At 72.2% G+C, this 24,205-nt stretch carries 23 protein-coding genes; 9 read left to right on the top strand and 14 right to left on the bottom strand.

Features of this window, described 5'->3' with window-relative positions; all coding sequences use genetic code 11:
• Nucleotides 1-31 precede the first annotated feature (31 nt).
• Nucleotides 32-898: an acyl-CoA thioesterase gene (locus ABT254_RS44070; protein ID WP_351483357.1), complete on the top strand. Its 867-nt coding sequence runs from the start codon at nucleotides 32-34 to the stop codon at nucleotides 896-898.
• A 1-nt stretch (nucleotide 899) separates the two neighbouring features.
• On the opposite strand, the gene ABT254_RS44065 is transcribed toward ABT254_RS44070, so the two are convergent.
• Entirely contained in the window at nucleotides 900-1,955 is a 1,056-nt protein-coding gene (locus ABT254_RS44065; RefSeq protein ID WP_351483356.1) for a DUF6397 family protein, read from the bottom strand.
• A 126-nt stretch (nucleotides 1,956-2,081) separates the two neighbouring features.
• Nucleotides 2,082-2,495 carry a roadblock/LC7 domain-containing protein gene (locus ABT254_RS44060; RefSeq protein ID WP_351483355.1) on the bottom strand — a complete coding sequence of 138 codons (414 nt, stop codon included), beginning with the start codon at nucleotides 2,493-2,495 and terminating at the stop codon, nucleotides 2,082-2,084.
• A gap of 93 nt (nucleotides 2,496-2,588) precedes the next feature.
• Here ABT254_RS44060 and ABT254_RS44055 point away from each other — a divergent pair, with 93 nt between their 5' ends.
• Nucleotides 2,589-3,017 (top strand): PPOX class F420-dependent oxidoreductase, encoded by a 429-nt coding sequence (locus ABT254_RS44055; protein WP_351483354.1) that lies wholly within the window; start codon nucleotides 2,589-2,591, stop codon nucleotides 3,015-3,017.
• Nucleotides 3,018-3,042: 25 nt separating this feature from the next.
• Here the strand turns inward: ABT254_RS44055 and ABT254_RS44050 are convergent, their stop codons facing one another.
• The 5 genes from ABT254_RS44050 to ABT254_RS44030 form a co-directional block, all read right to left on the bottom strand.
• Complete coding sequence (locus ABT254_RS44050; RefSeq protein WP_115914234.1) at nucleotides 3,043-3,648, bottom strand: ATP/GTP-binding protein; 606 nt, start codon at nucleotides 3,646-3,648, stop codon at nucleotides 3,043-3,045.
• A gap of 63 nt (nucleotides 3,649-3,711) precedes the next feature.
• Nucleotides 3,712-4,125, bottom strand: coding sequence for a DUF742 domain-containing protein (locus ABT254_RS44045; RefSeq protein WP_351483353.1), 414 nt, complete (start codon nucleotides 4,123-4,125; stop codon nucleotides 3,712-3,714).
• Between the two features lie 22 nt (nucleotides 4,126-4,147).
• Entirely contained in the window at nucleotides 4,148-4,585 is a 438-nt protein-coding gene (locus ABT254_RS44040; protein WP_351483352.1) for a roadblock/LC7 domain-containing protein, read from the bottom strand.
• Nucleotides 4,582-7,101 carry a sensor histidine kinase gene (locus tag ABT254_RS44035; RefSeq protein ID WP_351483351.1) on the bottom strand — a complete coding sequence of 840 codons (2,520 nt, stop codon included), beginning with the start codon at nucleotides 7,099-7,101 and terminating at the stop codon, nucleotides 4,582-4,584. The genes ABT254_RS44040 and ABT254_RS44035 overlap by 4 nt, the downstream gene beginning before the upstream one ends.
• A 43-nt stretch (nucleotides 7,102-7,144) precedes the next feature.
• Nucleotides 7,145-7,921: an MHYT domain-containing protein gene (locus ABT254_RS44030; protein WP_351483350.1), complete on the bottom strand. Its 777-nt coding sequence runs from the start codon at nucleotides 7,919-7,921 to the stop codon at nucleotides 7,145-7,147.
• Nucleotides 7,922-8,074: 153 nt separating this feature from the next.
• On the opposite strand from ABT254_RS44030, the gene ABT254_RS44025 reads away from it, so the two are divergent.
• Entirely contained in the window at nucleotides 8,075-8,674 is a 600-nt protein-coding gene (locus tag ABT254_RS44025) for a class I SAM-dependent methyltransferase (RefSeq protein WP_351483349.1), read from the top strand.
• A 3-nt stretch (nucleotides 8,675-8,677) separates the two neighbouring features.
• On the opposite strand, the gene ABT254_RS44020 is transcribed toward ABT254_RS44025, so the two are convergent.
• Nucleotides 8,678-9,433, bottom strand: a complete 756-nt coding sequence (locus ABT254_RS44020; RefSeq protein ID WP_351483348.1) for an alpha/beta fold hydrolase — start codon at nucleotides 9,431-9,433, stop codon at nucleotides 8,678-8,680.
• A gap of 123 nt (nucleotides 9,434-9,556) precedes the next feature.
• Here ABT254_RS44020 and ABT254_RS44015 point away from each other — a divergent pair, with 123 nt between their 5' ends.
• Nucleotides 9,557-10,081, top strand: coding sequence for a PadR family transcriptional regulator (locus tag ABT254_RS44015; RefSeq protein WP_351483347.1), 525 nt, complete (start codon nucleotides 9,557-9,559; stop codon nucleotides 10,079-10,081).
• Here the strand turns inward: ABT254_RS44015 and ABT254_RS44010 are convergent.
• The gene (locus tag ABT254_RS44010; RefSeq protein WP_351483346.1) at nucleotides 10,067-10,963 is read right to left on the bottom strand and encodes an oxygenase MpaB family protein; all 897 of its coding nucleotides are present in this window, start codon (nucleotides 10,961-10,963) and stop codon (nucleotides 10,067-10,069) included. The genes ABT254_RS44015 and ABT254_RS44010 overlap by 15 nt on opposite strands.
• 99 nt (nucleotides 10,964-11,062) lie before the next feature.
• Between ABT254_RS44010 and ABT254_RS44005 the strand changes: the two genes are divergently transcribed.
• From ABT254_RS44005 to ABT254_RS43995, 3 genes are all read left to right on the top strand, one after another.
• Entirely contained in the window at nucleotides 11,063-11,359 is a 297-nt protein-coding gene (locus tag ABT254_RS44005; protein WP_351483345.1) for a hypothetical protein, read from the top strand.
• A gap of 136 nt (nucleotides 11,360-11,495) precedes the next feature.
• Nucleotides 11,496-12,359 (top strand): hypothetical protein, encoded by an 864-nt coding sequence (locus ABT254_RS44000; protein WP_351483344.1) that lies wholly within the window; start codon nucleotides 11,496-11,498, stop codon nucleotides 12,357-12,359.
• 428 nt (nucleotides 12,360-12,787) lie between these two features.
• Nucleotides 12,788-14,179 carry a tannase/feruloyl esterase family alpha/beta hydrolase gene (locus ABT254_RS43995; protein WP_351483343.1) on the top strand — a complete coding sequence of 464 codons (1,392 nt, stop codon included), beginning with the start codon at nucleotides 12,788-12,790 and terminating at the stop codon, nucleotides 14,177-14,179.
• 4 nt (nucleotides 14,180-14,183) lie between these two features.
• Here the strand turns inward: ABT254_RS43995 and ABT254_RS43990 are convergent, their stop codons facing one another.
• Together ABT254_RS43990 and ABT254_RS43985 are read right to left on the bottom strand one after the other, a co-directional pair.
• A complete protein-coding gene (locus tag ABT254_RS43990; RefSeq protein ID WP_030931554.1) occupies nucleotides 14,184-14,366 on the bottom strand; it encodes a tail-anchor membrane protein in 183 nt (60 codons plus the stop codon).
• 131 nt (nucleotides 14,367-14,497) lie between these two features.
• Nucleotides 14,498-15,550, bottom strand: coding sequence for a fatty acid desaturase family protein (locus ABT254_RS43985; protein WP_351483342.1), 1,053 nt, complete (start codon nucleotides 15,548-15,550; stop codon nucleotides 14,498-14,500).
• Nucleotides 15,551-15,798: 248 nt separating this feature from the next.
• On the opposite strand from ABT254_RS43985, the gene ABT254_RS43980 reads away from it, so the two are divergent.
• On the top strand, nucleotides 15,799-18,663 hold the full coding sequence (locus ABT254_RS43980) for an SCO1167/SCO6262 family helicase (RefSeq protein ID WP_351483341.1): 2,865 nt from the start codon (nucleotides 15,799-15,801) through the stop codon (nucleotides 18,661-18,663).
• Nucleotides 18,660-19,928, top strand: coding sequence for an SWF or SNF family helicase (locus tag ABT254_RS43975; protein WP_351483340.1), 1,269 nt, complete (start codon nucleotides 18,660-18,662; stop codon nucleotides 19,926-19,928). Before ABT254_RS43980 ends, ABT254_RS43975 begins: the two co-directional genes overlap by 4 nt.
• A 118-nt stretch (nucleotides 19,929-20,046) precedes the next feature.
• On the opposite strand, the gene ABT254_RS43970 is transcribed toward ABT254_RS43975, so the two are convergent.
• From ABT254_RS43970 to ABT254_RS43960, 3 genes are all read right to left on the bottom strand, one after another.
• A complete protein-coding gene (locus ABT254_RS43970; protein WP_351483339.1) occupies nucleotides 20,047-21,771 on the bottom strand; it encodes an acyl-CoA dehydrogenase family protein in 1,725 nt (574 codons plus the stop codon).
• Nucleotides 21,772-21,879: 108 nt separating this feature from the next.
• Nucleotides 21,880-22,449, bottom strand: coding sequence for a PadR family transcriptional regulator (locus ABT254_RS43965; RefSeq protein ID WP_351483338.1), 570 nt, complete (start codon nucleotides 22,447-22,449; stop codon nucleotides 21,880-21,882).
• Between the two features lie 97 nt (nucleotides 22,450-22,546).
• A complete protein-coding gene (locus tag ABT254_RS43960) occupies nucleotides 22,547-24,166 on the bottom strand; it encodes a hypothetical protein (RefSeq protein WP_351483337.1) in 1,620 nt (539 codons plus the stop codon).
• Between the last annotated feature and the right edge of the window lie 39 nt (nucleotides 24,167-24,205).

The raw sequence follows: 24,205 nt of genomic DNA, 5'->3' as shown, positions 1-24,205 counted from the left end.
GCCAAGTCGTGAGCCAAGGAGAATGCCACGCATGACGAACCCGGCCGAGAGACTGGTGGACCTGCTCGACCTGGAGCAGATCGAGGTCAACATCTTCCGCGGCCTGAGCCCGCAGGAGTCCCTGCAGCGGGTCTTCGGTGGCCAGGTGGCGGGCCAGGCACTGGTCGCGGCCGCCCGCACCACGGACGGCGAGCGTCCGGTGCACTCGCTGCACGCGTACTTCCTGCGCCCGGGCCGGCCGGGTGAGCCGATCGTGTACCAGGTCGAACGGGTACGGGACGGCCGGTCGTTCACCACCCGCCGGGTCACCGCCGTGCAGCAGGGCCGCACGATCTTCAATCTCACCGCCTCCTTTCACAAGCCTGAGGAAGGTTCCTTCGAGCACCAGCTGCCGCCGGCCCGCAAGGTCCCGGCCCCGGAGTCCCTGCCGACGGTCACCGAGGAGATCCGGGAGCATCTGGGTGCGCTGCCCGAGCGCTACGAGCGGATGGCGCGCCGCCAGCCCTTCGACATCCGCTATGTGGACCGGCTGCGCTGGACCGTGGCGGAGGCCAAGGACGCCGAGCCGCGCAGCGCCGTGTGGATGCGCGCGGTCGGGCCGCTGGGCGACGACCCCGTCGTGCACACCTGCGCGCTGACCTACGCCAGCGACATGACCCTCCTGGACGCCGTCCGCATCCCGGTCGAACCCCTCTGGGGCCCGCGGAGCTTCGACATCGCCTCGCTGGATCACGCCATGTGGTTCCACCGGCCGTTCCGCGCGGACGAGTGGTTCCTCTACGACCAGGAGTCGCCGATCGCCACGGGCGGCCGGGGCCTGGCACGCGGGCGGATCTACGATGTCGAGGGCCGGCTGCTGGTGTCGGTGGTCCAGGAAGGTCTGTTCCGGGCGCTGTAGGTCACGGAGTTCTGCGGCGCAGCCAGCCCAGCAGGCCGTGTGAGCGTCCCGGTGCCTCGGGGACGGGCAGGTCTTGTTCCACGGCCGTCGAGGGCGCGGGCGGGTCCTGCGCCGTGTTCGTCGACGGCAGGGGCGGATCCTGTGCCACAGCCGTCGACGGCACGGTCGGATTGAGTGCCGCGGCCATGGAGGGCATGGGCGCCTTGTGTTCCGCAGCCGCCTGCGGTGCGGGGCGCTTGTGTTCCGCTGCTTCCGCCGGCCTCGGCCGGGCAGTCGGCCGCGGCGCCGGTTGCACGGCGCGCGCATGGCTGACTGCCTGTGCGAGGTCGGCCCGCAGCCAGTCGATCTCGTCCGGGTCCTCCGCCACGGTGAGGCTCTCGGCCAGGTGCGCGGCAGGCGAGCCCGGCGCGCCGTGCGCCGGCGGCCTGGGCCGAAAACGGTTCAAGTGGACCCGCTCATAGGGGTCCTGGACGATCTCCGCGACCTGGACGGCGTCGAGGAGGGAGGCCACGGCCGCGGCGCACGCCCAGGGATGGCTGTCGGCCCGCCGCAGCAGGAACCCGAGGTGCCGCGAGCGCCAGTTGCGGGGCCGCAGATCCAGCCCCGCCGCGAGCTGCTCCCGCGCACCGGTGGGTGTTCGGCCCGTCAGCAGCGGCGCGTTGTTCTCATCGGCTGCGAACTGCCGAAGTTCTTCTGCCAGATAGAGCCAGACCACGGCCCTGTACCGGTTCAGGTAAAACTTGACGGGCTTGACCACACCTAGCCGGGCCAGCCGTGTGAACTTGCCGGGCGTCACCTGCAGGAGGCCCGCTCCTTCCTTCGTGCCCACGGTTTCGACGCGCTGCTTCAGGGCCTCGGGGAAGCCGTCCTCGGCGTGCAGTCGGTCGATCTCGGTGCGGGTGACCCGCCGGCCCCCGCCCCCTTCGTCAGGCACGGTGCGGATGCATCCGAGGTCCACCGCGAGGTCGAACTCGCCTCGCCTGAGCCCCAGTTCGCGTGCAGCGCGGCTCGGCGTGCAGGAGGTGCTGTGCGGTGGTGCGACGGTGTTGCCTGACATGGCCGGTCTCCCCCGTGGAGTCGGTGGCTCGCGCTGTTCGCGCGGCCTCGGGAAAAACCGTAGCCGCTTCGGCAGATCTCGTGGCGAGCCTGTGGATAAGTCCTCAGGAGAGGGAAAAGATGCAGGTCAGGCCTCTGTGGTCGGGGTTCGCTCGGGCTGCCTGGTCTCCACGCCGAGGTGTTCACCGACTCGGTTGACCAGCAGGGTCATCTCGTAGGCGATCTGACCGATGTCGGCCTCCGCACCGCTGAGCACGCACAGACAGCTGCTCGCGCCGGCGGCGGTCACGAACAGCACCGCGTCGTCGAACTCGACCATCGTCTGGCGCACTCTGCCCGCGCCGAAGTGGCGTCCCGAGCCCTTGGCCAGGCTGTGCAGTCCGGACGAGACGGCGGCAAGATGCTCGGCGTCCTCGCGCCGCAGCCCCGTACTCGCTCCCGTCACCAGGCCGTCGTTGGACAGGACCAGTGCGTGCCGTACGTGTTCGACGCGTTCGGTCAGGTCGTCCAACAGCCAGCCAAGTCCCTGGTTCTGCACCATGATCCGGTCTCCCCGCGTGATGACTCCCCCTGGCCGGAGGATCTCCACGCCAGCCTTCACCACGACTGCGGCACGGGCAAGGAGGATGGGGGCATGGCGCAGAAGATGACCGACAAGGAATGGCGGGACTTCGTCTCGCACGGCACCCGCACCGGAAAGCTGGCAACCGTCCGGGCCGACGGCAGTCCGCACGTGACCCCGATCTGGTTCGTGCTCGACGGGGACGACGTGGTGTTCAACACCGCGAGCACGAGCGTGAAGGGACGCAATGTCGTGCGTGACGGCCGGGTCGCGCTGTGTGTGGACGACGACAGGCCACCCTTCGACTTCGTCGTCCTCCGGGGCCGGGCCCGGATCTCGGAGGACCTCGACGAGCTCAGGCAGTGGGCCACCCGCATCGGGGCGCGCTACATGGGCGAGGAGCGTGCCGAGGAGTTCGGGGCCCGCAACGGGGTGCCCGGGGAACTCCTCGTCCGGGTCACGGTCGACAAGGTGCTGGCGGAGAAGGCCGTCGCGAGCTGAGCGGGGCGCGCCCGCCGGAGTTTTGTCAGCCGACCGAGTCGAGCAGCCGGGCGGTGTGCATCCGCCCGGCGTACTCGACGAGCCGGATCAGTACTTCCTTCCCCGAGTCGCGGTCACGGGCGTCGCACAGCACCACCGGTGTTCCACGGTCGAGGTCGAGGGCGCGTGAGACGTCCTGGGCGCCGTAGGTGCGGGCGCCGGTGAAGCAGTTGACGGCGACCACGAACGGGATGTGCCGGTGCTCGAAGTAGTCCACCGCCGGGAAGCAGTCCTCCAGGCGTCGGGTGTCGGCGAGGACCACGGCACCCAGGGCTCCTTGCGACAGTTCGTCCCACAGGAACCAGAAGCGGTCCTGGCCCGGAGTGCCGAAGAGGTACAGGGAAAGACCGGACCTGATGGTGATGCGTCCGAAGTCCATGGCGACGGTCGTGGTGACCTTCTGGTCCACGCCGTCGGTGTCGTCCACCAACTGACCTGCCTCACTGAGCAGTTCCTCGGTGCGCAGCGGCCTGATCTCGCTGACCGCACCCACCAGGGTGGTCTTGCCCACGCCGAATCCGCCGGCGACCAGGATCTTCAACGCCAGTGCGGCCGTCTCGCCGTCCTGCGCGTCGGAGTGCTCGGAGACCATCGATCACTTCTCTCGGGAGTACCGGCTTGCCCCGTACGGGACCGGGTGGTGGTGAACTGTCATCTACAGGGCCCGCAGCCCTTCGATCACCTCGCGCAGAATCCGTTCGTCAGGAAGCTGCGCGGGCGGTACGGGTCGGCTGACGGTGACGCAGCCGAGTTCCAGCAGGTCGCCCAGGAGGACCCGGACCACGCCCACGGGCAGGTCGGCGCCCGCGGCGAGTTCGGCGACGGACTGGGTCTCGGTGCGGCACAGGTCGATCAGGGCCCGGTGTTCCGGCCCGAGCCCGATGTCGTCGTCGACGCCGGGTGCGCCGGTGTCCAGGGTGACCAGGGCGATCAGGTCGAAGCGGACCCCGGTGGGACCGGGCCTGGTGCGTCCGCCCGTCATGGCGTACGGGCGGACGAGGGGCCCGGCCTCGCCGTCGTACCACTGACTGCCCGGTTCGGGCGGGGTGCCGGTGCTGTCCGCGTTCATGTGCGCGCGCCACCCTCGTGTCTCATCGGGCGGCCGGCGGCCGCGCTGCGACACGGGTCGGCGTGTACAGATGCTCGCCGACGCGTTTGACCAGTCGTGCCATCTCATAGGCCACCAGGCCGATGTCTGCGGTGACGGCGGTGAGTACGGCGAGGCAGGAGCCGTCGCCCGCGGCGGCCACGAACAGGAAGCCGTCGTCCATCTCGACCATGGTCTGGCGCACACCGCCGGCACCGAAGTGCCGTCCCGCGCCCTTGGCCAGGCTGTGGAAGCCGGAGGCCACGGCGGCGAGGTGTTCCGCGTCCTCGCGACGCAGGTCGGACGAGGCGCCCACGGCGAGTCCGTCGTTGGAGAGCACCACGGCGTGCCGTACCTCGCTCACACGCAGCACCAAGTCGTCCAGCAGCCAGTCGAGTTCGCCGGATCGCCGGTCGGCCCTGGTGCTCGGATCCTGGATCATGCGCGGTCTCCTTCGGTGCTGTCGCTGCGCGGTGTGGGATTCGGTCCCACGCCGCGTCCGGGTTGCCTGCCGCCGCCGCGTGTCCAGCCGTCGCGGTAGGCGGCCATGCGGTCCCGCACGATCTCGGGGGTGCGCCGGTCGTCGCGGGCGGAGGCCGGCGCGTGGGCGGGCTCCTCGGGGCGCTGTTCGCGCAGTTGGGGGGCGAGACTTGCCTGGCGTACCCGGCGGGGCAGGTCGTCGGACTCTTCGGTGTCCTCCGGGGGACGGTGCAGGCGCAAGGTGGTGACTCCGGGGGGTGGGGTGTCGGACGCCGTGTCCACCGCGGCCGGCGCGTGGGCCACCAGCGCGGGCCGCTCGGTCGCCGGGACGGAGTCCTGGTGCGGGCCGCCGCCGGGCAAGCGCGCGTACTCGCGCTCCGTCGGCCGCTGCGGGTCCTCGGCCTTGCCGGGGGAACGTTCCGCCGCGCCGCCGTGCAGCAGGGCGGTGGGCAGCAGGACGACCGCGGTGGTGCCGCCGTAGGGGGAGGTGCGCAGGTGCACCTTGATGCCGTGGCGGGCCGCGAGCCTGCTGACCACGAAGAGGCCGAGGCGGTCGCTGTCGAAGAGGTCGAGGGCCTCGGACTGTTCGATGCGCCGGTTGGCCTCGGTGAGGGTCTCCGGGCCCATGCCCAGGCCGCGGTCCTCGACCTCGATGACGTAGCCGTTGCCGACGGGTTCGCCGATGATGCGCACGCGCGTGTGGGGTGGCGAGAACTGGGCCGCGTTCTCGACGACCTCGGCCAGGAGGTGGGTGAGGTCGGCGACGGCCGAGCCGATGACCGCTGCCTCTGGGAGCTGCCGTACCTCCACGCGCGCGTAGTCCTCGACTTCGGAGACGGCCGCGCGCACCACGTTGGTCAGGGACACCGGCATGCGCCAGGCTCGGCCGGGTGCCGCTCCGGACAGGATGATCAGGCTCTCGGCGTGGCGCCTCATGCGGGTGGTGAGGTGGTCGAGGCGGAAGAGGTCGCTGAGCTCGTTCGGGTCGTCGGAGCGGCGCTCCATGCTGTCGAGGAGGCTGAGTTGGCGGTGGACCAGGACCTGGCTGCGGCGGGCGAGGTTGACGAAGACCCCGGAGATGCCGCTGGCGAGTTCGGCGCGCTCGACGGCGGCCCGCAGGGCGGCGCGGTGGACCGTGGTGAGGGCCTCGGCGACCTGTCCGGTCTCGTCCTCGGCGGGCGGCCCCGGTGGGGCCTCGGCCTGGATGTCGATCTCCTCGCCGGCGCGCAGCTTCCGCATGGCCTCGGGGAGGTTGCGGCGGGCGATCTCGAGGGCGCTGTTGCGCAGGCTGACCAGTTCGACGACGAGGCCGCGTCCGATGCGGACCGAGATGACGAGCGAGGCGGCCACCGCGGCAAGGCCGAGGAGCACCGCGGCGCCGGCCGGGGTGAGCAGGCCGCGGGTGAAGGGGTCGGCGCGGTGCGCGACGCCGCTCCCGGCGTCCTGCTCGATCGTCCGCATCCCGCCCTGTACGCGCGCGTGTGCCGTGTTCCAGTCGGCCTCGGGTGCGGCGGCGATCGCGCGTCCGCCCGGGGCGGCGGTGAGGATCCGGTCCTCCGTGCGGCTCAGGGCGGCGTAGTCACCGCCTTCGGCGAGGGTGCGCCAGGCGGTGCGCTCCGGGCCGCTCAGGTCGGCGACGGCGGCGTCGGTGAGCGTGCGGCGGGTGTCGACGGCTCCGGTGAACAGCCGTAGCCGCTCGCCGCTGAGGCCATGGGTCAGGCGGGCACCCGAGAGCACCGAGTCCTCCTGGGCCAACGCCTCGCCCGCGCGGGAGAATTCGAGCAGCACGCGCGCGTCGGAGCCCAGATCGGCGTCCTGGATGCCGGTGAGCGCGCCGCCCACCGCGAAGGCGCTGTTGATGGCCTTGGTGTACTGCCCGTACGTCATGGCCCAGTTCGCGCGCCGGTCGAGCACCGCGGTGCGCAGGGACCGCAGTTGTTCGGCGCCGGCGACGAAGGTCTTGAGCCGCTGGGCCACTCCGGAGGGCAGTTCCTCGCTGTCGGCGACGGTGTTGTGGTCCCCGAGCCGCAGCCCTGCCACGGCCTGGTCGGTGCGGTCAGCGAGCTTCTTGTAGTCGTCGCTGCGTCCGGCCGAGGGGGCTGTGGCGGAGCGCACGGCGGCCGAGCGCTCGGCCTGCAGTGCGGCGACGGCCGTGGCGACCGGGGTGCGGATCTGGGCGTCGACGCGCTGCAACTGCCGTAGCCGGGCGACGTCCTGGGCGGTGCTGACGGTGGCGTACGCCCACAGGGCCAGCAGCGAGACGACCGGAACCATCAGCAGGCACACGATCTTCGCGCGGACGGTGCGCGGCCGTATCCGCCAGCGGCTCCCGGGCATGGGTGCATCAGCCGGGGCCGCGCCCGCGAACTCGTCCGGGACCTCGTCGGCGGGCGGGCCGGCATGGGCGCGACGGCCGCGCACAGGGGGCTGGGGCGGCGCCTCGGGGCTGGGGCGGGGGGTCCTACGGGGTGTACGCATGGCCTCCTCGCTCGGGAGTGGTCGGGGGCGGGCCGGGCCGTCGCTAGTGGGCGGCGGCGCTCTCGACCGGCCGCTGGGCCGAGGCGGATGCCTCGCGCTCCCCGGTCGTCGGCGACAGCGCGACGAAGGCCGAGGTCAGGAACAGGTAGGAGCCGAGGCCGACGGCGAGGGGGAAGATGAACTGCATCGCCGTGGCCCCGGGCAGGGCATGGCCGGACGGTGTGACGTGGACGCGTACCGCGAACATCGCGGTGTAGTGCATGCTGGCCACCGCGGCGCCCATGATCAGGGAGGCGACGGTGACGGCAATGGGCGACTTGATGTTGAGCCCCGCCCACAGGGCCGCCGTCGCCGCCACCACGGCGATCAGGACGGAGAGTGCGACGAGCGCCGGGTCGTAGCTGACGTGCCCGTGCAGTCGCACGGCGGCCATGCCCAGATAGTGCATGCTCGCGACGCCGATCCCGGTGGTCAGTCCGCCGAGGAAGAGCGCGCGCGTGCGGTCACGGCTGTAGCCGACGGCGAAGACGCCGGCCCAGACGACGATCATGGCGACGAGCAGGCTCACGATGGTGAGTGGGACGTCGTAGCGGATGTCGGTGCCGCTCACGCCGAAGCCGAGCATGGCCACGAAGTGCATGGTCCAGATGCCGGTGCCGATCGCGGAGGCCGCGGTGATGAGCCAGTTGCGGCGCGAGCGCCCGGTGGCGCCCAGCGCGCGGACCGTGCAGCGCAGTCCCAGCGCGGCGCCTATACAGGCCATCACATACGACAGTACGGGGGTAAGCCAGCCGAAGGTGGCGTGGTCCAGGTGTCCCATGGCCCCGGGACGCTAGTCCTGGCAGGGGCGCACCAAGGGCGCGCATTTCGAAAGCTGTTGGAATATGACACAGAGAGGTACCTGAACGATCGCGCCCCGCTCGAACGTGTGCACAGCGGCACCCATCCGTTTCGGTGAGGGATCATGCGGAACATGAGCGACGACCACACACATGTCCAGGAATTCTTCGGCGCCCGCGCCGCCGACTGGGACAGCCGGTTCCCCGACGACGGTCCCGCCTATGCCGCCGCGGTCGCCGAGCTCGGGCTGCGCGAGGGCGACCGTGTGCTCGACGCGGGCTGCGGCACGGGGCGGGCCCTGACGCCGCTGCGCGCCGCCGTGGGGCCCTCGGGAGTGGTCGTCGGGGCCGATCTGACCCCTGCCATGCTCCAGGCCGCCGTACGGGCCGGAAGGGGCCACGAGGGGCAGCTGGTGCTCGCCGACGTCGCCGCACTTCCGTTGCGGTCCGAGGCGCTGGACGCCGTGTTCGCCGCCGGGCTGATCGCTCATCTGCCCCAGCCGTCGGAGAACCTGCGGGAGTTGGCCCGCGTCGTCCGCCCCGGCGGCACACTGGCGCTGTTCCACCCCATCGGCCGGGCGGCACTGGCGGCACGCCAAGGACGCGAGATCACCCCGGACGATCTGCGCGCGGAGCCCAACCTCCGTCCGCTGCTGGCGGGTTCGGGCTGGCGGATGACCTCGTACGTCGACGAGGACGCCCGCTTTCTGGCGTTGGCCGTGCGGGAGGGCTGAGTCTCAGCAGCGGCCCGCGACGGCTGCCGCGAAGGCGTCGGGGTTGTCGAACATGACGTTGTGGCCCGCACCGGGCACCATCACCACCCGCACCCCTGCCGCCTCCAGGGCGTGCCTGCCCGCGAGTTCACCGCTGAGCCCGCCCTGCAGGTAGACGCGCTCGATCGGCAGCTGTTCGAGGATGCTGCGCATGACGGGCTCGGAGCCGCGCCGCAGGCCGACGGCCGAGCGGTGCAGGGCGCGCGGATCTGCCAGCCGCATGGTCGCCGCCCACAGGGGGCCCACCTCTTCCAGCACGCGCGCGTGGTGCCCGTCCACGAACGCGTCCTCCTCGTGGGCGGCGATGCCACTGCTCCCCGCGGTGGGCGGCGGGCTGGCGTCGAGGTTGGCCTCCGTGAGGACCAGCCGGGAGACCAGGTCGGGCCGCCGGTGGGCGAGCACGATGGCGACGGCCCCGCCCATGCTGTGGCCCACCAGCTCGGCCCCCGTCAGGCCGCTCGCGTCCAGGGCGGCGGCCAGTGCGTCGGCGTGCTCCTGGAGGGTGTAGCCGAAGTGTTCCGGGCGGTCGCTGATGCCGTGCCCGGGCAGATCGACGAACAGGCTGCGCCGGCCGGCGAGCTCGGGGCGGGTCGCGATGTGCGCGTGGTACACGGCCGACATCGAACCCAAGCCGTGCACATACACGCGCGCGGGTTCCCCGCCGGGCGTCTCCGTCCAGCGGATGCAGCTTCCCCTGCCGTCGAACTCCGCCTGCTTCATCGCGTCCTCCCTCGTGCGCCACGGTCGTTTCCGACCCGACCGAACTATACCTCGCAACCGATGTATTACGACTCCGATATATCAATCTGGCGATGTACAGCGCCGGTGCGCGAGAATGCGGGCATGCTGGAGCTGGCCATCCTCGGATTCCTGTACGACGCCCCCCTGCACGGCTACGAACTGCGCAAACGCATCACCGCGCTGACGGGCCATGTGAAACCCGTCGCCGAGAGCACGCTGTACCCGGCGATCAAGCGTATGGAGAAGGCTGGTCTGCTGGCGCGCGCCACGGAACCCGGCGCCGTGGCCGCCCCACGTCACGTCCTGACGCTCACCGAGGAGGGCAGAGGCGAGTTGCGTCGGCGGCTCGCCGAGCCCGACCGGCGCGACATCACCGACGAGAACCGGTGGTTCACCGTGCTCGCCTTCCTGCGTCACCTCGACGACCCGGCGGCGCAGGCGGCCGTGCTCCGGCGCAGGCTGGCCTTCCTGGAGGAACCGGCCAGCTTCTTCTACGAGGGTGACCGGCCGCTGCGCGCCGAGGAGCTGGACGATCCTTTCCGCCGCGGGCTGCTGACCATCGCGCGGGCCACGTCCCGGGCCGAACTCACCTGGCTGCGGGAGACGATCGGGTCACTCGAAGGCTGAGCCGTTCACGCCACGCACGGGACATCCGCGCACCCCGGGAACCGGGCGGGTGCCCAGTTCGTTCAGCTCGTAGCCGTTGGGATAGCCCTTGACCTCCCAGTTCTGCCGCGCGTAGTGCGGCGCGCGCCGGGGCGGGAGAAGGCGCACGACGCGTCCACGCGTCCGTACCGCGCGGCGCACCAGTGCGCGGGTGGCGGCGCTCGGGGGCGGGTAGCGGAAGGCGCTCAGGAGGTGGTCGTCGAGCAGAGCGAGAATCGATGTGCGCAGGAGAGGGGCGAGCGGGCGCGGGTACCAGGAGGCCATCAGTGCGAGGGTGGCGTCGGAGACACGGCGGGCGTTCTCGTCCCAGTCGAAGTGGGCCTCTTCGTAGGCGTCGAGGCAGGCCTCGAACTCCTCGTAGGACTCGGGGACGTCCCTGATGCCCATGTACCGTCCCAGCGTGCGGTAGTGGACCGCGGCGGCGACGGTCTCGTGGCGCGACAGCCGGCGCCATCCGTACGCGTCGATCCACCGCTTGGGCATCACGACGAAGGTGCACAGCACGTACCGCATGTCGTCCTGGGAGATGTCGTAGCCGCGGTGCATCTGGTTGATGCGGCGGATCGCCGTGTCGGCCTGTGGGCTGCCGAAGCCGGGCTCCACGACGGCGTCCAGGAGCAGGGTGGTGTCGTCGTAGCGCTTCTGGGGCCGCCGGGTGAGTTCCGCCGTCTCGGCGAGCAGCCCCCCGATGCCGGGTACGGCATAGGTGCGGTACAGAGCCAGTTCAAGGGATCGGGTGAAGTCCCAGGGGAACTCGTAGGCCGCGCTGAGCCGGTAGATCTCGGAAGCGTCCTTCTCGGGGTCCATCCGCCGGATCTGTTCGAGCCGCTGGAAGCGCTTCACCGTAGCGCCCCCCTTCTGCCGCCGGAAGTCCAACTCTACGTTGAACAGCAGGAGATGACAGGTCGGCCAGGGCAACCACGCAGGGGGAAGGTGGTCAGCATGTGGGGCAGGGTGCGCAAGTCCTGTGCGAGATTCCTCAACGCCGTTCGCGCGGACATCGGCGACGGCCGGGACAAACGTACACACAATCTTTTCGAAGCCGCGGCGGCGTATGTCTCGGCGTGCGCGGAGGACGACCAGGACCGGATCGAGGAGGCAGCAGGCTGGGTGTCGCCGGAGGCGCTGTCCTTCGGGGTCAACGAGCTGGCGTGCCGTGCGGTCATCGCGCTGGCGCGGGAGCGCGACGAGTCGCCGGGAACGGTGGCCCGCGCGCTTCTGGGCCTCCCGGCGGCCTGAGGCGTCGGGTCAGAAGCGGTCGATTCGCCCCGTCCAGCCGGAAAACTGCAGCTCCGGGTGTGCTTGTGAGTCGTGACAAGCTGCTTCCGCTCGCACTAGGGTGCGCGCGATCGGATGAATCGATGGGGAGGCTGGGATGGCCGGGACGGACGAGGACGCCGTCGCCGCCGCGGACGATGCGCTTTATGTGCTGACGGCGGTACTTCTGACGCCGGCGAAGTTCCCGAGCGTGCTGGGCGACGACTATCCGGAAGCCTGCGCGGCGCTCGGCCTCGCGCCGCTTGCCGACGGATACGGCCTGGTGCTCGGCCAGGACGGTGGCGGCGCCCGGTGGACGGTCGTGGTCGACGACGTGTCCCTGGTCGCAGTGGCGATCGCGTCCTGGGACTGCGGGATGGAGTACGACCTCTCGCCGGACGAGCGCTCGGTCGTCGCCGCACTGCCGGGGTGGCCCCTGGCGGTCGCCGTGGCGGCTCCCGGCGTGCCCGAGCCGCACGATCCCGACCCCGAGCTGGCGGACGGTCCGACGCTGACGCCGCCGGACACCAGCAGGTGGGGGCCGGCTCAGCGGCGCCTGGGTGCCGACGAGATCGCGCTGCAGTGGACGCTGTGGCGGGAGCAGATCGACGACGACGCCTTCTCGACCGCGGACGGGGCTTCCGATGCCGCGGAGGCCGCGGGGAAGGAAGACGCTTCGGCCGCGGCGGGCGAGCCGGCGGACGGGCAGCCGGGGCACGGCGGGATCCGGCGGGTACTCGCCGAGGCGCGCGCGTATGTGGACACTCCGCCGCCCCTCGGCCGGGTCCGGTCCTCGTTCGCCCCGGGCGACGCGCGGACCCTGCGTGCCGACGGTCCGGGGTGGTCGCTCGTCGCCCGGACCGACGACATCGCGTTCGTCCTGCTCGACGCGGAGCCCGGCGAGGTGTTGCCGGTCGGCCGCGGGCCGGAGCTGCCGGGTCTGCTGGAGGCGCTCGACAAGATGGCCGTGCGGCCCAGTTGAGGCAGCGCGGACCCGCGCCTCGGCAGGCGCTGCCTGGGCGGGGGCCCGGGGCCGCGCCTCCCGGGAGCTGACGGGCCCGTAGGCCTGCACCTGGGCACGGCACGTCGGCGAACAGGACCTCCTTCCGAGGTGCGGACTCTTCCCGGGGCGGGCGGCCGGGCGTGAGGCGGTCGGGGGCAGGTGCTGCGACGGCACGCCGCCGATCGTCGTCGCTCACCGTGAAGCGTGCACCGGCCGCAAGGGGTCGATCTCCTTCCCTCGCACGGCACTTCACCCGCGGCCCCTGTACTGAGCCGCCATGTGGCGGGCGCGTTCCATGTGGTCCCGGCCCATGGATGCCGTGGAGGCCGGACCGCACGATGGGGCAGCCGTCGGCGCCCGCTCGTCTGTGGGCGCCGTTCCCTGCCGTCCTGTCCCGGAGGTCCGTCATGCGTCCGTCCCGCGGTGTTCCGCTCGCTGCCGCCGCCCTGGTGGCAGCGGCCCTCACCTGGCCGGCTCCCGCCCAGGCCACGGCAGTCGGTGGGGGCCACTGTGTCCACCAGGAGCGGGTGCACGTGCCGGGCGCCGCCTTCCAGCAGAGCGCCTGTCTGCCCGACCTGACCACGAGCGGGCTCGCCGGCACTCCGTACACCGACCTGGCTGATCAGACGGGACTGACGGCCAAGGCGACCCGCACCCCGTCCGGGGTGCCGGGGGTGCAGATCGACGGCTACTTCCCGGACTCCTCGCACTTCAACACCACCCACGGCTGGCGGCACGACGCGCAGTTCGTGATCCGGTTGCCCGACCACTGGAACGGCGGCCTGGTGGTGACCGGCGCTCCCGGCACACGCAGGCAGTACGCGACGGACACGGCGATCTCCGACCAGGTGATCGCCCAGGGATACGCGTACGCGGCGACCGACAAGGGCAACAGCGGTGCCGACTTCTACCGCGACGGATCCCGGCCCGGTGACGCGGTCGCCGAGTGGAACGCGCGGACCACCCAGCTCACCCGGGCGGCCGGGCGCGCGGTGGCCCAGCGGTACGGGCACGCCCCGCGCCGCACGTACATGACCGGCATCTCCAACGGCGGTTATCTCACCCGCTGGCAGTTGGAGAACCATCCGGAGCTGTACGACGGCGGCGTGGACTGGGAGGGCGCGCTGTGGACCGCGGACGGCCCCAGCCTGCTCACCTCGCTGCCGACGGCGGTGGCACGGATGCTGGGCTCGGCGCGCGACGAGGACCTGTATGCGGTGGGCTTCGCGCGCGGCTCGGAGTTTCTGTGGCCGTACCACGAGAAGGCGTACTGGGGCGTCACACAGAAGATCTACCGCGCCGAGTTCGACCCGACGTACGACCCCGGCTGCCCCGGCCCGTCCGCCGGCGGCACCGTGGAGCAGATCCTGTCGCCCTGCCCCGCGGACGCGGTGTACGACTATGCGTCGCGGCCGCCGTCCGTCCATCGCGCCGTGGCCCGCGTGGCACTCACGGGGCGCATCGGAAGGCCGCTGATCACGCTGCACGGCGACCTGGACGCGCTGCTGCCCAAGGCCGCCGACTCGGATGTGTACACGCGCATGGTCGCCGCGCGAGGCCGGGGTGCGCTGCACCGCTACTACACGATCCAGGGCGGCACGCACGTCGACGGGTTGTACGACACCTATCCGGACCGGCTGCGGCCGATCCTGCCCTGCTACCGCTCCGCGTTCGACGCGCTGGTCTCCTGGGTGGAGACGGGCGCGCAGCCGCCCGCGGACCATACCGTCGCACGGCCCGCGGACGGCGATGTGGTCGACTCCTGCGCGCTGGCCGACCGGGCCGATCCCGTGCGGTAGTGCTTCAGCGGCCGAGCTCCTTGCGGGTGATGCGGCGCAGCCTGCGCCGCTGCGAGGGGTCCAGCGTGAGGTATGCGGCGGTCGGGATTCCGAGGACGATCAGGACCACCGCCCAGAAGGGCAGCCAGATCCACAGGAAGAGCCCGAGCGCCACACCTCCTATGGCGATCTTCGCGTTGTTCGACATGTACGTCGCCTCCTTCGCGGCCTGTGCCGCTCTCTGTCCTGAAAACGGGCCCGCGCCTCCCGCGGTTCCGGAGCTCGACCCTGAGACGTCCCTGAGGTGCGACCCCGACTCGTCCCTGAGAACACTGTCCGTCATTCCGCCCTGAGGGGCTCCCCCACTGCATGCAGGTGACGCAGGGCCTGCCGGTAGGAGTCGACGAGTGCGGTCTCCGCATAGGGAATACCCAACTCCCGGCAGTGGGCGCGCACCAGGGGCTGGGCGAGCCGGAGATGGGGGCGGGGCATGCTGGGGAAGAGGTGGTGCTCGATCTGGTAGTTGAGGCCGCCGAGGAACCAGTCGGTCAGGACGCCGCCGCGGATGTTGCGCGAGGTGAGCACCTGCCGGTGCAGATGGCCCCAGCGCTCTCCGTTCGGGTCGGGCATCTGCATGCCCTTGTGGTTGGGGGCGAAGGCCAGCCCCAGGTGCAGGCCGAAGAGTGCCTGGTGGAGGGCGGCGAACGCGAGGGCCTTGCCCGGGGAGACCACGGTGAGCAGCAGGGTCGCGTAGGCGGCGACATGGGTCACCAGCAGCAGGCCTTCCACGGTGCGCTCACGGGGCGTCTGCCGGCGCAGGTCCTGGAAACCGTGGATCTTCAGGGCAACACCTTCGAGAAGGGTGAGGGGGAAGAAGAGCCAGGCCTGGTTGCGGGTCAGCCAGCGACGGAATCCCGACCGCTGCTCGGCCTGTGCACCGGTGAAGACGAGGACGTCGGCGACGACGTCCGGGTCCTTGTCGATGTGATTGGGGTTGGCGTGGTGGCGGTTGTGCTTGTCGTTCCACCAGGCGTAGCTCATGCCCAGCAGCAGGTTGCCGTGGATCAGGCCGATGACCCGGGCCGCCGATTTGCCGGCGGTTATCTGGGAATGGCCCGCGTCGTGGCCGATGAAGGCCGTGCGGGCACAGAACACGGCGAGCAGCGGTGCCAGGAGCAGCGACCACCAGGAATCACCGGTCAGGACGAGGCCCGTGACGATGCCGGCGAGGGCGAGTGCGTTGGTGGCGATGGTGAGCGCGTACCAGGTGCGGCGCCGGTCCAGGAGTCCCTGGCCCCGGACCATGCGCAGGAGGGGCGCGAACTCGCTTCCGGGCCGTGCGTCACGCGTCCCCCGCAGGGGTTCGGCCAGGGCTGTGGTGGACTCGGGCATGTCCGGTCTCCGGGTCTCTCGGGCAACGGGCTGACCTGAGGAAACGTACGAAGCGACGACCTGTTGCGACCATGACGCCACCACCCGTGTACGCGCGGGGGCCAGCCGGTGGTGCGTCGGGGGGCTGACAACACCCCCGGACGCGGGACGGGCGGGCGGCCGCCCGGCTCTGTCCCGGTGGCCCGCCGATTGCTGTACCCTCGGCGACCCCGACCCCAGTAGTCAAATTTGAGGAATACGGCTTCGCTGTGCAGAGGATCCCTGCGGCAACACCGTCCGAGATCTCCGAACTGGCCCGCTGCTGCGCCGTTTTCGTGCCCGGTGACCCGGCCCGCACCGGCCGGGTCGCCTTCTGGCGGCCCGACCGCAGCGCCCCTCCGCCTCACGCGGCCGGGTCCGCCCAGGATCTGACCGTGGTCCTGCCCGACGGCGACAGCGTCCAGCCGGCCCGGGTTCCCGTCGTCCTGCTGCCGGTACATGCGGCGCTTCCCGTCCTCACGCGTGCGCGTGCCGATGCGCACGCACACCGGGGGTCCGTCTTCTGGGGCTCGGCCGCCGTGCTGGCCCTGCAACTCCTCTCGCGGGGGCTGCTGTTGCCGGGTCTGTCCCCCGGCGATCACGACGCCTGGCGCGTCGGCCCCCTGGCCCCGGACGACGTCGACCGCATCCGCGGGCTGGCCGCGGCGATGCCGCCCGAGGCGCACGCCATCCCGGTGGGCGGTTCCGGGCCGCCGCGGCTGCCCACCCCGGAAGGGCTGCTGCGGGCCTTCCTGGACGCTGTGGCCGACACGCTCCCGCGCTCCCCCGCGGCTTCCCTGGTGACGGGCGGGCCCGCCTACGCGGCACAGGCGCCGCAGCACCTGCCCGGGCAGCGGGCATGGGCCACCGATGTCGCCGCGGGCCACGACGCGGGCGTAAGGCTCTCGCTGCGGATCGAGGTGCCCGGCCTTGCCGAGCTGGCCCAGGAGGATGCCTCGGTGCCGTTCCGGGCCGTGCTGCAGGTGCACAGCGTCAGTGATCCGGCGCTGGTGGCGGACGCGTCCGAAGTGTGGGGCACCTCCGGGGACGGGAGCCGGGGTTTCGGTCCGCGGGCGCGGATGGACGCCCTGCTCGCGCTGCGCCGGGCGGCCCGGTCCTGGCCGCCGCTGACGCCCCTGCTGTCGGCGAGCGTGCCGGACGCCGTCGGACTCGCCGACGAGGAGGTCACCGAACTGCTCGGACCGGGCGCCCGGGACCTCGCCGCCGCCGGAGTCGACGTGCACTGGCCGAAGGAACTGGCCCGGACGCTGACGGCCCGCGCGGTCATCGGCCCGCCGGACGAGGAGCCGGTGGGCGCCCGGGCCGCCTCGGACACGCCGTCGTTCCTGTCCGCCGACGCGCTGCTCGCCTTCAACTGGCGGTTCGCACTGGGCGGCGAGCAGCTCACACGCGCGGAGCTGGACCGGCTCGCCGAGGCCGACCGGCCCGTCGTGCGTCTGCGCGGCCAATGGGTCCTCATCGACCCCCAGCAGGCGCGCCGCGCCCGCGCCCGGCAGGACCGCAAGGTCACGCCCATCGACGCGCTCGGAGCGGCGCTGACGGGCTCGACGGAGGTCGACGGCCGCCGGGTCGACGTACAGCCCACGGGGTGGCTGGCGGCCCTGCGGGAGCGGCTCGCGGCCCCGGAGGGGCAGGAGCCGGTCGCACAGCCCGCCGCTCTCGCGGCCACCCTGCGTGACTACCAGCGCCGAGGCCTGAGTTGGCTGGCCCGGATGACCTCCCTGGGCCTGGGCTGCTGCCTGGCCGACGACATGGGACTCGGCAAGACGATCACGTTGATCGCACTGCACCTGCACCGGCAGAGCGAGGCGTCGACGGCCGGTCCCACCCTCGTGGTGTGCCCGACGTCGCTGATGGGCAACTGGCAGCGCGAGATCGAGAGGTTCGCGCCCGGCACGCCCGTGCGCCGCTTCCACGGGGCGCGGCGCAGCCTGGACGGGGTGGCCGACGGGGAGTTCGTGCTCACCACCTACGGGACGATGCGCCTGGACGCGCGCCGGCTCGGGGAGACGGCGTGGGGCATGGTCGTGGCGGACGAGGCGCAGCACGTGAAGAACCCGTACTCGGCGACCGCGCGGGAGCTGCGTTCCATCGGTGCACGCGCACGCGTGGCGCTCACCGGGACCCCGGTGGAGAACAACCTCTCCGAGCTGTGGGCGATCCTCGACTGGACGACTCCCGGGCTGCTGGGCCGGCTCGGCACCTTCCGCACACGGTACGCGCAGGCCGTCGAGGGCGGCCTGGACCCGGCCGCGGCGGAGCGCCTCGCCCGTCTCGTACGACCGTTCCTGCTGCGGCGCCGGAAGTCGGATCCCGGGATCGCGCCGGAGCTGCCGCCGAAGACCGAGACCGACCGTGCCGTGTCCCTGACCAAGGAACAGACGGGCCTGTACGAGGCGCTGGTGCGCGAGACGCTCGCCGAGATCTCCGCGGCCGACAGCATGGAGCGGCGCGGACTGATCGTGAAGCTGCTGACGGGGCTGAAGCAGATCTGCAACCATCCGGCGCAGTTCCTGAAGGAGGAACGGCCGCGGATCGAGGGTCGTTCGGGGAAGCTGGAGCTGCTGGACGAACTCCTCGGCACCATCCTCGCCGAGGGCGCGAGCGTTCTGGTCTTCACGCAGTACGTGCGCATGGCGCGCCTCATCGAACAGCACCTGACGGTCCGTGGCGTCACCTCGCAGTTCCTGCACGGCGGGACGCCCGTCGCCCAGCGCGAGGCGATGGTGCGGCGCTTCCAGGGCGGTGAGGTCCCCGTCTTCCTGCTGTCGCTGAAGGCCGCGGGCACCGGGCTGAACCTGACGCGGGCCGAGCACGTCGTGCACTACGACCGCTGGTGGAACCCCGCCGTCGAGGCGCAGGCCACCGACCGTGCGTACCGCATCGGCCAGACCCGGCCCGTACAGGTCCACAAGCTGATCGCGGAGGGGACCGTCGAGGACCGCATCGCCGACATGCTCGGCCGCAAGCGGGAATTGGCCGACGCCGTGCTGGGCTCCGGCGAGGCCGCGCTCACGGAGCTGACGGACGCCGAGCTGGCCGATCTGGTGGAACTGCGAGGGAGCACCCGATGAACCGGCACGACCACGACACGGAGCGCACGTTCGCCGCGCTGCCCCCCGCGCACGGGCGGGGCTTCGCGCACACCTGGTGGGGCCAGGCCTGGCTCAAAGCCCTGGAGGACACGGCGCTCGACTCCCAACAGCTCAAGAGCGGCCGCAGACTCGCGCGTTCGGGGGCTGTGGGTGCGGTTTCCGTACGCCCGGGACGTATCACCGCAGTGGTCCGCAGCCGCGACGGCACGCCTCACCGGGCCGATGTCCTGCTGGAGGAGCTGGACGGCGACCAGTGGAGCCGATTCCTGGACATGACGGTCGAGCGGGCCGGACACGTCGCGGCGCTGCTGGACCGCGAGATGCCGCCGCATCTGGTCGAGGACGCGGCGGCCGCGGGCGTCGACCTGCTGCCGGGCATGGGCGATCTGGAGCCGGAGTGCGACTGCGGCGCCTGGGACCACTGCGGGCACACGGCGGCGCTGTGCTACCAGGTGGCGCGGCTGCTGGACCAGGATCCCTTGGTGCTGCTGCTGATCCGCGGCCGGGGCGAACGGGCCCTGCTCGACGACCTCCAGGCCCGCAGCGCCGCACCCGCCCAGGAGCCGACCGGACCGGAGGGTGTGGACGCCGCCGAGGCGTACCGGACCGGCGGCATCCTGCCGCCCCTGCCCGCCCCGCCGGAGCTGCCCACGGAACCCGGGATACCGCCGTCCCTGGACACCGAGGCCCCGCCCGGACCAGGCGTGGACCCGGCCGCCCTGGAGTATCTCGCCGCGCGAACCGCCGCAGAGGCACATCGCCTGCTCGCCGAGGCGCTCCGTGCCCAGGCCGGACAGCAGGCGCAGGAAGAGGAGCTGACGCTCGCCCAGGATGCGGTCCGGCTCGCCGCGGGAGCCGATGAGACGGCCTGGGCGGGCCGGCTGGCCGAGGGGTCGGGACGCGACCGGCAGGGGCTGGCGCGCGCCACGCGCGCGTGGCGCCTCGGAGGGGCGGCCGCGCTGTCCGTGCTGGAGGAGGAGTGGGCCGTCCCGGGCGAGGCTCTCGCACGCGCGCGTGCCGCCCTGGAGTCGGCCTGGGACGAGGACGAGCGACCGTCGCTGCGGGCGAGCGGCAACCGGTGGACGGTCGTCGGCGCACCGGCCCAACTGCGCCTGGGACGGGACGGGCGTTGGTGGCCGTACCGCAAGGAGCGCGGCCGCTGGGTGCCCGCCGGAGCCGCTTGCCAGGATCCGGCGACGGCTCTGGCCTCGGTGGAGCCGGCCCCCGGGGATGAGCTCTCCTGATGGGCTGTGCGGTCGGCTGGGAGGCGGTAGTCGCGTCACCGCGGATGCCGCCTGCAACACCCCTTGCGGACCGGTGGCCGGGCCCACGCGGCTCGGTCACCGGCTGCGATGCGCGCGCTTACGGGGCCATCTCGTACGCGCCGGACAGCGCCTCGACCCGCTGCCAGACCCGCTCCGTGCGTGCCTCGTCGACGACCGGCCGCCTGATCGCACCGAGCGCCCATGCCAGCTGCTGTTCGGTCGCCGAGTCCTTGCCGTGCAGTTCGACGGCGTGCGCGGAGAAGTCCCGTACGAGAACGGCGAAGAGTTCGTCGAGCACGTCCTCGTCGAGGCCGGTCAGGGCGGCCTGCTCCAGGACGAGCTGTCCGTGCACGACGAGGGCGAAGAGCTGACCGACCGCGAGCAGGAGGTCGAGGTCCCGGCTCTGCTCCGCGTCGGGCGCGGCCGTGGCGACGAACTCGCACAGTGCGTCGGCCTGTTCGCGGAAACGGGACACATTCGGCAGATGCGCGTACGTGTCGAAGGCGGGCCGCCAGTCGTGGAAGCGCACCGAGCCGAGGCCGCGGGCCGGGCCCTGCCGGAACAGGAAGTCGTCGTCGGCCGCGTCGAGTCGCGTCGGTACGGCGGGGTAGTCGACCGGGTCGAGGAGGTGGCTGCGCAGGAACTTCAGGATCAGCGCCAGGTTGACGTGGACCGTGCCCTCCAGCTTCGGAAGACCGCGGATCTCCACGGCCGCCTGGGCGAAGTAGTTGTCCTTCTCGAAGCCCTTGGCCGCGATGACGTCCCACATCAGGTCGATGACCTTCTCGCCCTCGGTGGTCACCTTCATCTTCGTCATCGGGTTGAAGAGGAGGTAGCGGCGGTCGTCCGGGCCGGCGGAGCGGAAGTAGTCGACGGCGCGGTCGCTGAACAGCTTCATGCCGACGAGCCTGACGTACGCGTCGGTCAGCTCACGCCGCACATGCGGGAAGGCGGTGACGGGGCGGCCGTAGAGGATGCGGTTGTGGGCGTGGGTGACGGCCTCGTACATCGCGTGCTCGCAGATGCCGATCGAGGCGGTGCACAGGTTGAACTTGCCGACGTTGACGGTGTTGAGGGCGGCGTCGAAGGCGGCGCGGCCGGTGTGCAGGACGTCCTCGGCCGCCACGGGGTAGTCCTCCAGGCGGAACTCGCTGACGTACTTCGAGGAGTCGACGACGTTCTTGACCAGGTGATAGGCCGGGTGACGGCTGTCGGCGGCGAAGAACACATAGCCGTCGGGGCCCTCGACGTCGGTTCGGCGGCCGAAGACGGAGACGAGTCCGGCCGCGTTGCCGTTGCCGATGTAGTACTTGGAGCCGGTGGCGCGGAAGCCGCCGTTGCCGTCGGGCTCGAGCAGCATGTCGGTGGAGTAGATGTCGGCGCCGTGGGCCTTCTCGGACAGGCCGAACGCGAACACCTCGCCCTGGGCGAGGAGTTCAGCGGCGCGGGCGCGGGCGGCGGCGTTGTCGCTCTGCCAGACCGGGCCGAGGCCGAGGATCGTGACCTGCCAGGCGTACCAGTAGTCCAGGCCGTAGAAGCCGAGGATCTCGTTGAGCGCGGCGATCCGGGCGGTGTCCCACCGCTTGTCGGACTCCTTCTCCCCCGCGGCGGACGACGGCGTCAGGAAGGTGGCGAACAGGTTCTCCTTCGCTGCGAAGGAGAGGAAATCGCCGAGCCAGGCGCGGGTCCGGTAGTCCTCGATCAGCCGCCTCTTCCCGCGCTCCTCGAACCAGTCGACGGTGGCGCGCAGCAAGCGGCGCGACTCGGGGTCGAAGTGCGCGGGGTCGTAGGTGCGCGGGTTGAACAGGAGCTGGTCGGCCATGGGATGACGCCTTTCGGCTGGTGGACGGGCGGGAGACGGGAGGTTGGACGGCTGGACGGGCCGGATCCGGGACCGGGAGAAGCGGCGGTTCGGGAGGAGCGGCGGCGATCAGCGGCCGGGACCGAAGCGGGCCAGGGTGGCGAGGACGTCGTCCAGCCAGTCGATCATCATCCGCTCGTACGCGATGCCACCGCGCAGCACGACGTGCTGGAGCTCTCGCTCCGCGTCGGGCGGCGCACCAGGAGCGGCCGCGCCTGCTTCGGATGTGAAGTCGCGCGCTTCTCCTGCGAGGTAGTGCGTCAGCCGGTCCCGGTGCGCCTGGCGGTGCCGCTCCACCTCGCGGACGAGGGCTGCCGGGTCGTCGAAGGCGGCGCCGCGGATCTTCACGGCCAGGTCGTGGCGGACGCTCTCCGGTTCGATCGGATCCTGCAGCCAGGAGGACAGCGCGGCCCTGCCGAGGTCGGCGACGGAGTACTCCTTCTTGTCCGGCCGGCCCTGCTGCGGGACGTCCCGGACGTCGACCCAGCCGTCGTTCTCCATGCGCTTGAGCACGCGGTAGATCTGCTGGTGGGTCGCGGTCCAGAAGTAGCCGATGGACCGCTCGAAGCGCCGGGCCAGCTCGTAGCCGGAACCTGGCTTCTCCAGAAGCGACACCAAGATCGCGTGTTCGAGCGCCATGCCGTCGATCCTTCTATGCAACTCGTTGCATAGCAAGTCTCGCCTGCTCCGATGCGACGCGGCTCACGTCGGCAACGCAGGCCTGAGGAGAGACGCCTCAGGGACAGACATAGGTGAAGCTCGCCTTCGCCTCCATCGGGGCCGGCTGGTGGGCGATCCTCAGGCGGGCGGTCCCCCGGAAGCGGCCCGGACCGCGGACCGTCCAGCGCAGGTGCACCTTGACCCGGCGCTCACCGCGGTCGGCGGTGCGGACGAGCTCCCCCGAGTCCTGACCGTCCGCGCGCAGCCACCGGTAGGTGACGGGGCCGCCGTGCCCGTCGGTGGTGAGGACACCGACCAGGTCGGCCGTCTGACCGCAGTGCAACGGCCCGGCGGGGGCCTGGATCCGGACGGCGACCACCTCCGGAGCGGGGTCCGGGCGCAGCAGCAGCCAGAGCAGGACGGCGGCGACCGCAATGACCGCGGTGCTGACGATCCAGCCCCGTCGTCCGCGCCGCGGGCGGGAAGAGGCAGCAACCGCGGCCTCGGTCCGCCATCGGGCGCGCAGGTCGTCCTGCTCCTCCACCGGAACCCCCGGCCCGAACCGGAGCAGGATCCCGCCTGAGTCCTCCCCTGCCTCCACCGGAGGCAGCACGACACGGTTGCGCTTGCCGAGGACGGTCGCCTGGGCGTCCGCGGCACGGGAACGGTGAGCGCGGCCGACCCTCGTGGGCTGGTCCGCGGCGGCTGAAGGGTGAGATCCGGGGGCGGCCACGGAGGCGCGCGGGTCCGGGAGTGTGGCGGTGTGGGCGTGGTCCGCCGTGGGCGGTTGGCCGACGGTGGCTGAGGGGCGGGACGAAGGGGCGGGGGCGGTAGCGCGCGGTGCGGATTCGGTTGTGTTCGGCGCCGGGCGAGGGTCCGTAGGTGGAGCCGGGCGAGCGGGGGCCACGGCGACGGAGGGTGCCGGGGCCTTCGGCGGCGCGAACTCCGGGGTCGACGCGGCCGCCGCCGCCCGGAGCGCCGTGCGGCGCAGGAAGTCCGCCGGGAGCGCCGCCCGCCCGGCGACCAGCGCGGCCCGGGCCGCCGCCAGCCCCTGCGACTCGGCGGTGGCGGCACAGCGGGCGAACAGGTCCGCCGCGGGTGTTCCGGGCTGCGTCCAGGCGGCACCGAGAGTGCGGGCCAGAGCGGCCCAGGCTGCTGCCCCGCGGCCGGCGTGCGGCGCGTCGCCCGACACCGGTGCGGCGGCCGCGTCGCCCAGCACCGCGCCCGGTTCCGCCTCGGCCAGCAGCGCGACCCCGTCCGGGGCGATGACGACGGTGTGGGGGCCGAGCGGGCCGTGGGGCAGGCCTGCCGTGCGCAGGGCGAGGAGGGTCTGCGCGGTCTCGTTGAGGATGCTGGCCGCGCTGCCCGCGTCCTGGCGGGGGCCGCCTGCCGACGACAGGAGGTCGGCCAGGGTGGGGGCGGGCGGCTGGGCCGTGAGCAGCCACACCTCACCGGCCTCGGCCACCAGGTCGACCGTGCCGAGCAGTCCGGGCAGCCTGAGCTTCGCCGTGGCGAGCACCACGGCCGCCAGGCGCTCGCGTGTGCCCTCGGGCGCCAGCAGGGCGCGGTCGACGCACAGCGCCCCGAGGGTGCGTTCGCCGGACCGGGCGGGGAGCAGGGCGTACCAGGTGCCGTGGGGCGTGTGCCGTGACCAGCCGGACAGGGGCCGGCCGGCCACTGTGGTGGCTGTCGTCATGTCGATCCGTTCTCATGGCGGCGGGGAAGGGCTTCTCGG

Origin of the sequence: Streptomyces sp. NPDC001137 (genome assembly GCF_040298885.1) — a bacterium.
Classification (GTDB): Bacteria; Actinomycetota; Actinomycetes; order Streptomycetales; family Streptomycetaceae; genus Streptomyces.
This window is presented reverse-complemented; position numbering and strand designations above follow the sequence as displayed.

Coding starts and splice junctions, on each gene's coding strand:
- ABT254_RS44070 (WP_351483357.1), top strand. CDS start 32: ATGACGAACCCGGCCGAGAGACTGGTGGACCTGCTCGACCTGGAGCAG.
- ABT254_RS44065 (WP_351483356.1), bottom strand. CDS start 1,955: ATGTCAGGCAACACCGTCGCACCACCGCACAGCACCTCCTGCACGCCG.
- ABT254_RS44060 (WP_351483355.1), bottom strand. CDS start 2,495: ATGGTGCAGAACCAGGGACTTGGCTGGCTGTTGGACGACCTGACCGAA.
- ABT254_RS44055 (WP_351483354.1), top strand. CDS start 2,589: ATGGCGCAGAAGATGACCGACAAGGAATGGCGGGACTTCGTCTCGCAC.
- ABT254_RS44050 (WP_115914234.1), bottom strand. CDS start 3,648: ATGGTCTCCGAGCACTCCGACGCGCAGGACGGCGAGACGGCCGCACTG.
- ABT254_RS44045 (WP_351483353.1), bottom strand. CDS start 4,125: ATGAACGCGGACAGCACCGGCACCCCGCCCGAACCGGGCAGTCAGTGG.
- ABT254_RS44040 (WP_351483352.1), bottom strand. CDS start 4,585: ATGATCCAGGATCCGAGCACCAGGGCCGACCGGCGATCCGGCGAACTC.
- ABT254_RS44035 (WP_351483351.1), bottom strand. CDS start 7,101: ATGCGTACACCCCGTAGGACCCCCCGCCCCAGCCCCGAGGCGCCGCCC.
- ABT254_RS44030 (WP_351483350.1), bottom strand. CDS start 7,921: ATGGGACACCTGGACCACGCCACCTTCGGCTGGCTTACCCCCGTACTG.
- ABT254_RS44025 (WP_351483349.1), top strand. CDS start 8,075: ATGAGCGACGACCACACACATGTCCAGGAATTCTTCGGCGCCCGCGCC.
- ABT254_RS44020 (WP_351483348.1), bottom strand. CDS start 9,433: ATGAAGCAGGCGGAGTTCGACGGCAGGGGAAGCTGCATCCGCTGGACG.
- ABT254_RS44015 (WP_351483347.1), top strand. CDS start 9,557: ATGCTGGAGCTGGCCATCCTCGGATTCCTGTACGACGCCCCCCTGCAC.
- ABT254_RS44005 (WP_351483345.1), top strand. CDS start 11,063: ATGTGGGGCAGGGTGCGCAAGTCCTGTGCGAGATTCCTCAACGCCGTT.
- ABT254_RS44000 (WP_351483344.1), top strand. CDS start 11,496: ATGGCCGGGACGGACGAGGACGCCGTCGCCGCCGCGGACGATGCGCTT.
- ABT254_RS43995 (WP_351483343.1), top strand. CDS start 12,788: ATGCGTCCGTCCCGCGGTGTTCCGCTCGCTGCCGCCGCCCTGGTGGCA.
- ABT254_RS43990 (WP_030931554.1), bottom strand. CDS start 14,366: ATGTCGAACAACGCGAAGATCGCCATAGGAGGTGTGGCGCTCGGGCTC.
- ABT254_RS43985 (WP_351483342.1), bottom strand. CDS start 15,550: ATGCCCGAGTCCACCACAGCCCTGGCCGAACCCCTGCGGGGGACGCGT.
- ABT254_RS43975 (WP_351483340.1), top strand. CDS start 18,660: ATGAACCGGCACGACCACGACACGGAGCGCACGTTCGCCGCGCTGCCC.
- ABT254_RS43970 (WP_351483339.1), bottom strand. CDS start 21,771: ATGGCCGACCAGCTCCTGTTCAACCCGCGCACCTACGACCCCGCGCAC.
- ABT254_RS43965 (WP_351483338.1), bottom strand. CDS start 22,449: ATGGCGCTCGAACACGCGATCTTGGTGTCGCTTCTGGAGAAGCCAGGT.
- ABT254_RS43960 (WP_351483337.1), bottom strand. CDS start 24,166: ATGACGACAGCCACCACAGTGGCCGGCCGGCCCCTGTCCGGCTGGTCA.